Origin of the sequence: Scandinavium tedordense (genome assembly GCF_024764965.1) — a bacterium.
GTDB lineage: Bacteria > Pseudomonadota > Gammaproteobacteria > Enterobacterales > Enterobacteriaceae > Scandinavium > Scandinavium tedordense.
Genome location: NZ_JALIGG010000058.1, coordinates 705,869 through 713,516, shown reverse-complemented (window position 1 = coordinate 713,516; position 7,648 = coordinate 705,869). Strand labels below are relative to the sequence as shown.

Here is a 7,648-nt window from a genome sequence, read left to right as displayed (position 1 = left end):
GGCTTTGTTGTAATTGCGCCAGTTAGTGACTTTAAACTTCTGTTTTGCCATGGGACGACCCGTGTTGCCGGATGATGCGTGATCTGATCCTTTAACTCAGCAAAAGTTCGATTTATTCAACAAAGCCGCTAAACAAGAGAATATTCATGACGGGTAAAATCACGCTAGCCATGTTCGCATTCGCCGCGAACTCGATCCTGTGCCGGATTGCGCTCAAAGATGTGCATATTGATCCCCTGTCTTTTAGCAGCCTGCGCCTGCTGAGTGGTGCAATCGCACTGTTTATCCTGCTGCAGAAGCCATTCCTGAATCACCGGATTGAGTGGAAAGTGAAAAACGCACTTTTCCTCGCGGTTTACGCCATTGCCTTTTCGATCGCCTATGTTCATCTCGGCACCGCCGAAGGGGCGCTGCTGTTGTTTGGTACGGTGCAGCTGGTGATGACGGGCTGGGGGATTTATCGGGGTGAGAAATTAACCTGGCTGAAAAGTGCCGGGATCGCGCTGGCGGCGGTTGGGATTTGCTGGCTGCTGCTGCCGGGGGCAAATAGTCCACCGTACGTTCCGGCGGCAACCATGATGCTGGCCGGGGTGGGGTGGGCGGCCTACAGCATCGCAGGGAAAAGCGTTCACAACGCCACGGCGGCGACGGCGGGCAGCTTTATATTGGCCGTTCCCGTGGCGCTGTTACTGTCGCTGACCTTCAATCCGGCGGCGCACACGGACACGCACGGCGTGCTGCTGGCGCTGATATCAGGAGGGATTACGTCTGGCGCGGCCTATGCGCTGTGGTACGCCATCGTGTCGACATTGACCTCTTCGACGGCCAGCACCGTTCAGCTGAGTGTGCCGTGCATTTCGGCGCTTGGCGGCGTGGCGTTTCTCGGCGAGCACCTGACGCTTCAGTTGGTGGTGTCAACTGTGACGGTGATTGCGGGGATTACGATGACGATTTATGCCGATAAACAGGCGCGGCAAAAAGTGGCCTCGCTGTAAAACATACGGACCCATTCAGGGCTGGTGGAAGGTGAGGGTATAACCCTGCTCATGCCAGTGCTGGATGAGTTCCTGCTGACGGCGTGTTGGGGAAATGCCTGTCCAGACGAAAAGCTGCTGGCCGGGGAACAGCTCCGGGCGCGGGACATCCAGCGGTTCAGCCAGCACGGCAATGTGTAAACCTTGCTGAGAAAGACGCCAGGCTTCCAGCCACAGGCGTGTTCTGTCGTCGGTGTCCCAGCCAATCAGCAGGGCTTCGTTGCCGGCTTTTTTACGTGCTTCAGACAGGGCAGACGCAACGAATTCAATCAGTACCCCGTCGAGCAGGCTGCACATGATACGCGCGGTATTGTGATCGAGACTCAGGCGCTGACGGACAGGCACGAAAACATGGTCAATCAGGTCACTGGCGGAATGCTCGCGGCTCAGCGCGACGATTTTAACGCGCAGCCTGGCGGGGTGGGCGAAACGCAGCACCGCCATCATCTCTTCCTGACGGCTGGTCCAGTCGCTATCGGTGGTAAATTTGCGTTCTTCGAGCCGCGCTTTGACTTTGCCAACGGGCACGCCGCTCTTGATCCAACGCTTAATCTCTTCGATTCGCTGGATATCTTCTTCGTCAAACTGACGGTGCCCACCTTCGCTGCGTTGAGGTTTCAATAAACCGTAGCGGCGCTGCCAGGCACGCAGGGTCACGGGATTGATACCGCATCGCTCGGCAACATCGCCGATGCTATAAAACGCCATAGTATCCCCCATGTTCAATCAGAGACGTCTTTTTTTAACGTAACCAATCAAAGGCGTTTGTACAATTTATAATTTATTGTACAGCAGACTCGAACAGGTGCGGTAAAAATATGACGAACGTTTGTTAAACAAACGTAACATAATCGGTGGAATAGGTCTCATGGGAAGGGCTTGCCGCACGAGGGCGGCAGGCGAAAGGTCAGGCATGGCGGGTCAGAACGGGGTTTTCTTCTCCGGCCAGGCAACCTGTGGGATGCCACAGAACAGAGGTTCAGCGAACAAATGGCCCTGGAACTGGGTTATGCCCGCAGACTCAAGCCACATCCATTCTTCTGCTTTCTCCACGCCTACGGCGGAGACCAGAATTTCGAGCGATGTACAACATTTAATGATGGCCTGAATGATGGCCTGGCGCGGGCCACTTTTATGCACATCGCGGATCAGGTCGCAATTGATTTTAATTCGGTCTGGCTGAAACTGCGCCAAAAGCAACAATCCGGCGGACCCGGCACCGAAATGATCGATAGCGACGATGATCCCCGCGGCTTTCAGTTTTCTGACCGCTTGGGTAAACGCATCAAACTGGGAAATTACTTCGTTTTCAGTGAACTCCACAATCACCTGTTCCGGTACCAGGCCGTTGTCCTCAATCGCGTGCAGCAGAATAGCGACCGCATCAGGGATTTTCACCAGCGTCATAGGCAGCAGGTTCACCGAGAGCGTCTGGTCGTTCAGGGTCAATGCCCCGGCCAGCGCGAACGCGACTTTCTTGCTCTGAAGGTCGGCCTGATAAATGTCATCGACGCTAAAGTTGTCAAAATACGCCTGCGGAGAACCGCCTGACGGAGTACGCAGAAGAGCTTCCAGCGAGACAATTTCCTGCGTAAGCGGGTCAATAATCGGCTGAAACGCAAAACCACAATCGGCGTCCGGGCCAATAACCTGTGGGTCAACTAATCGTTCATCACCAGACGGGATAAATTCCCAGGTGCCAGCGGGCGGGATCTCAAAGTAATTCTCTTTTTCCGTCGCTTCGACAAAAGTGCGGAAAAACTGCAGCGCGCGGTCATTGTAAATGAGCTGATATTTTGAGGTGCCTTTATCGAGGATGTTTTGCAACACCGCGTCGCGGTCATGCTCCCGCAAATCAAACAGCTCCATCCCGACCTTGCCAAAGCGGCGCGACGGGGCATAGTCACACAGCAGCTCAACGACATTATAGTGTCGAGGATCATCGCAGATAGCGTTGTAGATGGCTTTTACGTTGTGGTCCGGGCCTTCAAGCAGCTGGAAGAAATGGGTGCCGTTAAACAGCAAAATACCGGTGACATCCGCCTGGCGGTTTTTTGTATTGGCTCCGGCGACCATCGCTTCGAGGAATTTGATCGGCACGTCGTCGCACAGATGGCTGCGATAGATGATTGTCGTAAGCATAATTTTTCAGACAGTAGGGGGATTGCTATTAACCCTAACAGAAGTAAGCCGTTTCGTCTCGTCTTGTAACACTTTAAATTAACAAGCGATTCACGGAAAATCAGGTCGTCACACGGCTCTGTTTCATATCTCTTTCTTCGTTGTACAACTTCAAGTTTTTCCTGTACATGAAGCCATCAGGTAATACTCAATATAAAAGACATAACGTAATGAATTAAAACGATTAGCACTTTTTGTTAAAGTATCGGCAATGCGACTGTACAGTTTTTTGTGTACAATTTTTCTAACGTTGAATAACACGACATTAACCCTTTTACTGATTCGTACAGGAGTGACATATGCAGCAGAATGGTTACATACCGGATACAGCGAGCGCCATTGCCCAGTACTTCAACAAGGCAATTCTGCCGACCCAGCAGGAAACCTTAGGGCAAATCGTAGTGGAAATTCTGAACGATGGACGGAACCTGAATCGTAAATCTCTCTGCACAAAGCTGCTGGGCCGTCTTGAGCAAGCATCCTGTGCTGAAGAGGAGGGTCATTACAATGCGCTAATCGGTCTGCTGTTCGACAGATAAGCCGGTCGCGCGCAATGATCATGTCGCGTTCCAGGTTCTGGGTAAGTCGGCGAACAGAGATTGCAGTTATGACGAGAAGTGAAAATAAACAACAAACAGACCAAATAACCGATCAGCTTATTGGCGAGGCCGTATTATCGCTGCTAAAGCGCAAAGGACCGATAAGCACGCTCGCACTGCTGGCAGAGCTACGCAACATGCTGGCCGTAGAAAGCGACCCACGGCGGCAAGAAACGTTGCCGATTATTATCGCTGAAGTTGAAGCGACGACGCTGAGAACTGAGCGTCCGGAAAACCTGACCACGGGAACGCATAAGGAAAATGCGAATACGCTACTGGGTAATAAGCAGCCGCCAAGAAAAAATAAAATCCACTGACAACACAACGATGCCCGAGGGTAAAAGAATGCACACAGCCACGATTCAACATCCTGATATTGATACCGATATACAAGACACCTCTTTGACGGATTATTTCCGTCAGGCGGGTGATATGTTTGCCGCGGAGTCTGCTGTATTGGGCACGGCAATTCGCCATGTTTTGTCGGCCGGTGAACATATTAATAATAAGAACATTATTCTGGCGTTGCTGCGCTCGCTGGAAGTCACCCGCGATGTCGAGCAAGCGGATGTTATCCGTAAAACCCTTGAAAGGGTGGTCAGCCATACCACCGACGATATCTGACAGGTCTGCCGGTACTGCCGGAGACAGTGATTCGGGCCGTGAGCAATTGCGGTCCTGAGCGTTCTAACCCTGTGACGATGGGAACTTAACAATGAGTGGCCTAAACTGCGTGCAGCTTGAACAGGTCGATCTCTGGCTGTCTGACCATTATTTGCAACTCGGTTTGCAAACGGCGCTGGAGAATATCCGCTTTGATGATATCGGTATTCGTTACGTGTTTTTGACTGAGCAATATTATGCGGATGTGCTCAGCCATAATTACGATCTGGAAAAGAACCGCTTAATTCTTCTGACCAACGGGCATGATTTTAACTTTCTCGACAGCGTGCCGCTACACCGTCTATCGGCCAGAGCTACGCTCGATGATATACGTAATTTTATCACCGCCATTACCTGGCAAAAGGGACAGGCAACGATGCCCTCTCATCGAATGTTATTGACCGCCAGGGAGAAAAAGCTGATCGACTTAATGAAGGAAGGGAAAAAAATGACGGAAGTGGGCATGCACATGAATGTGCATATCAAAACGATTTATCAAATCCGTCAGAACCTGATTAAGAAGATGGGCTGTACCGGGCTGATTGATTTTCTACGCACCCTGCGCAGCGATGTCTTCAGCCGCTGGCTGCAGGAAAACCAGCGTTATCCTGTATCAAACCGCCGGAATGTGATCCACTGAAACGGGCCAGTTAGTGCCGGTGTGATACGGTTTCAACGGGGTATGAATAATTACGGGTATAATCATTCAACTCTGAAACACGAAACCGGACAGCCATGAAAGACGACATCAATCAGGACATTACCTTCCGCAAGCTCAGCGTCTTTATGATGTTTATGAATAAAGGCAACATCGCCCGCACTGCGGAAGCGCTGGAGCTAAGCAGCGTCAGCGTACACCGCGCGCTGCACACCCTTGAAGAGGGCGTTGGCTGTCCGTTGTTTGTCCATAAAGGCCGTAATCTGGTGCCGCTGCCAGCGGCATGGACGTTGCTGGAATACTGCCAGGACGTGATAAGCCTGATGAGCAAAGGGCTGGAGCAGACGCGAAAAGTGGCGGGCGTCGGTCGCGGACGTTTGCGTATCGGCACCCTATATTCGCTGACGCTGGAAACGGTGCCGAAAATTATCATGGGCATGAAGCTGCGCCGTCCGTCACTGGAGCTGGATTTGACCATGGGCTCGAACCAGATGCTGCTGGATATGCTCGAAGATGACGCCCTCGACGCTATTCTGATTTCTACTAACGAAGGCGAATTCACCGGGTCTAAATTCGATGTTATTCCGCTATTTCACGACGATATCTTTCTCGCCGCACCCGCCAGCGTTGTGCTGGACGCCTCCCAGGATGCCGATCTGCGTGATTATGCCGACCGGAAATTCGTCTCGCTGGCGGAAGGGTTTGCTACCTACGCCGGTTTTCAGGAAGCTTTCAGCATTGCCAGTTTTGAACCGGAGATTGTGACCCGAGTGAATGATATTTTCTCGATGATCAGTTTGGTACAGGCGGGAGTCGGATTTGCCCTGGTTCCAGGGCGTATGAAGAAAGTGTACGAGAACGATGTGCAATTGCTGAAGCTGGCGGAACCGTATCAGATGCGCCAGCTGATTTCGATTGTCTATTCACATCATCGCGAGCGCGATCAGGACCTGCTGGCGCTGGCGGCAGAAGGGCGCATGTACGCTCGTAGCATCAGCGGTTAAGCCGTTTCAGTAGGTGCTGCGCAACCTCAACGCTGTTGCGTTCCAGACAAATCGCTTCGCCTTGCCAGCCAGAAAGGTGCGTCAGTCCGGTCAATACGCTGCCCGGCGGCATTTCAATGGCGAGTCGCGCGTCACGCTGATTGGCGGAAACCATCGCGTCCTGCCACTGCACGGTTCGCGCCATGTTATACGCTAAATCGTCGGCGATTTTCTGTGGCTCCCACAATACCCGGCCCGTGGTGCCACTCAGATAAGCACGCTGCGGACGTGACAATGTCACTGATGTAAAGGCATGAGCCAGCTTTTCAGCGGGTTCATCCAGCAGCGCGCAGTGCGACGGCACGCTGACCGCAAGGCGAGTCGCCTTACTGGCCCCGGCGTCCAGTGCGTTATGCGCCACAATCGCCATCTCTTCATCACTTCCGGCAATGACAATCTGCGTTTCGGCATTCAGATTGGCGATGTACGTCTGCGTACCCGCCATCAGCTTTTCGACGTGGGACAGCGTCAGGCCGACAATCGCCGTCAGGCCGTAGCCGTGCGGATATGCCTGCTCCATCAAATCACCACGCAGCGCGACCAGGCGCAGCGCATCATCAAAGGCCAGCGCACCGGCCATCACCGCTGCGGGGTAGGCTCCAATCGACAGGCCGCTGACGATATCGGGTTTGACGTCATGGCGCATTAATTCACGCGCCCACGCCACGCCGACTATCAGTAAACACAGCTGCACCGCACGGGTGTGCTGCAACGCATCGGCGCTGTCCAGAGAGTCGGTTTCATCGCCGAGTACGGCACGCACTTCAGCCAGAATTGCGTCGCCGTCGGGCAAGTTTTGCAGCATACCGGGGCGCTGAGTGCCCTGGCCGGGGAAGGTAAAGAGGATTTTCATTATGGCTCCCTGTGCCACGGCGTCGCGGTCAGCTGCGGGCCTGAGGCGGTTTTGAGCAATACGCGTCCTTCGCGTAGCCATTCATTTAACGCGAACGCGCCGAAAGGCGTTTCAACCTGAGTGTCAGCCCGGCACGGCAGTTTTTTCACCTGCGCCTGCCACTGGCATAACTCATCGTGAGTCAGTGGCTGCGGGGCGCGGATGATCACGTCGAGATCGCTCTCTGCGTGCAGGACGGGAATTTCGGTGGCGAGCGCATAACCGGTGCTGCCGGTAATACCCCAGAGCCACGGCCACGCAAAGGTGGTCAGTAAAATAGCCGCCTGAACAGGCGGCTGAGAGACAAACGGGGAATGCAGCAGACGTTCGCGATCGGCGAGCATTTCGGGCGTGACGACGCGGAAAATAGCCTCTGCGTTCACCCATCCGGCGGCGCGTTGTTCGCGCTTCATGCCGCGTACGCCCACCGGTATATCAGCGTTGTCATTCACATCGCGCCGTACAACCACCGGAAGACCGGTGTGCCATTGGCTTGCTACCCATGCTTCCTGAATGTTCAGTAAAGCGTCAGCATTGCTCAGCCACAGCAAATCGTGAGGGCGCGATGTGAAAGTCAT

Annotated in this window: 10 protein-coding genes and 1 pseudogene; 6 read left to right on the top strand and 5 right to left on the bottom strand. The window is 53.5% G+C overall.

All coding sequences use genetic code 11. The features are described from left to right. Positions 1 to 116 (bottom strand): annotated as a pseudogene (locus tag MUU46_RS23150) (hypothetical protein); the annotation flags it as partial. Between the two features lie 30 nt (positions 117 to 146). Between MUU46_RS23150 and MUU46_RS22840 the strand changes: the two are divergent. Then, positions 147 to 995: a DMT family transporter gene (locus MUU46_RS22840; protein ID WP_258966820.1), complete on the top strand. Its 849-nt coding sequence runs from the start codon at positions 147 to 149 to the stop codon at positions 993 to 995. Positions 996 to 1,010: 15 nt separating this feature from the next. On the opposite strand, the gene MUU46_RS22835 is transcribed toward MUU46_RS22840, so the two are convergent. Next, entirely contained in the window at positions 1,011 to 1,742 is a 732-nt protein-coding gene (locus tag MUU46_RS22835) for a MerR family transcriptional regulator (protein ID WP_258966819.1), read from the bottom strand. Between the two features lie 213 nt (positions 1,743 to 1,955). Continuing rightward, complete coding sequence (locus MUU46_RS22830; protein ID WP_258966818.1) at positions 1,956 to 3,176, bottom strand: diguanylate phosphodiesterase; 1,221 nt, start codon at positions 3,174 to 3,176, stop codon at positions 1,956 to 1,958. A gap of 338 nt (positions 3,177 to 3,514) precedes the next feature. On the opposite strand from MUU46_RS22830, the gene ycgZ reads away from it, so the two are divergent. The 5 genes from ycgZ to MUU46_RS22805 all read left to right on the top strand — a co-directional run bounded on the left by ycgZ (position 3,515) and on the right by MUU46_RS22805 (position 6,139). Then, positions 3,515 to 3,754 (top strand): regulatory protein YcgZ, encoded by a 240-nt coding sequence (gene ycgZ / locus MUU46_RS22825; RefSeq protein ID WP_258966817.1) that lies wholly within the window; start codon positions 3,515 to 3,517, stop codon positions 3,752 to 3,754. Between the two features lie 68 nt (positions 3,755 to 3,822). Continuing rightward, complete coding sequence (locus tag MUU46_RS22820) at positions 3,823 to 4,131, top strand: hypothetical protein (protein WP_258966816.1); 309 nt, start codon at positions 3,823 to 3,825, stop codon at positions 4,129 to 4,131. A 28-nt stretch (positions 4,132 to 4,159) separates the two neighbouring features. Beyond that, complete coding sequence (locus tag MUU46_RS22815) at positions 4,160 to 4,438, top strand: biofilm development regulator YmgB/AriR family protein (protein ID WP_258966815.1); 279 nt, start codon at positions 4,160 to 4,162, stop codon at positions 4,436 to 4,438. A gap of 109 nt (positions 4,439 to 4,547) precedes the next feature. Further along, a complete protein-coding gene (locus tag MUU46_RS22810) occupies positions 4,548 to 5,117 on the top strand; it encodes a helix-turn-helix transcriptional regulator (RefSeq protein WP_258966814.1) in 570 nt (189 codons plus the stop codon). Positions 5,118 to 5,212: 95 nt separating this feature from the next. Continuing rightward, the gene (locus MUU46_RS22805) at positions 5,213 to 6,139 is read left to right on the top strand and encodes a LysR family transcriptional regulator (protein ID WP_258966813.1); all 927 of its coding nucleotides are present in this window, start codon (positions 5,213 to 5,215) and stop codon (positions 6,137 to 6,139) included. On the opposite strand, the gene mdcH is transcribed toward MUU46_RS22805, so the two are convergent. Then, positions 6,129 to 7,031: a malonate decarboxylase subunit epsilon gene (gene mdcH / locus MUU46_RS22800; RefSeq protein WP_258966812.1), complete on the bottom strand. Its 903-nt coding sequence runs from the start codon at positions 7,029 to 7,031 to the stop codon at positions 6,129 to 6,131. The two genes, MUU46_RS22805 and mdcH, sit on opposite strands and share 11 nt — an antisense overlap. After that, positions 7,031 to 7,648, bottom strand: a complete 618-nt coding sequence (locus MUU46_RS22795; protein ID WP_258966811.1) for a malonate decarboxylase holo-ACP synthase — start codon at positions 7,646 to 7,648, stop codon at positions 7,031 to 7,033. The genes mdcH and MUU46_RS22795 overlap by 1 nt, the downstream gene beginning before the upstream one ends.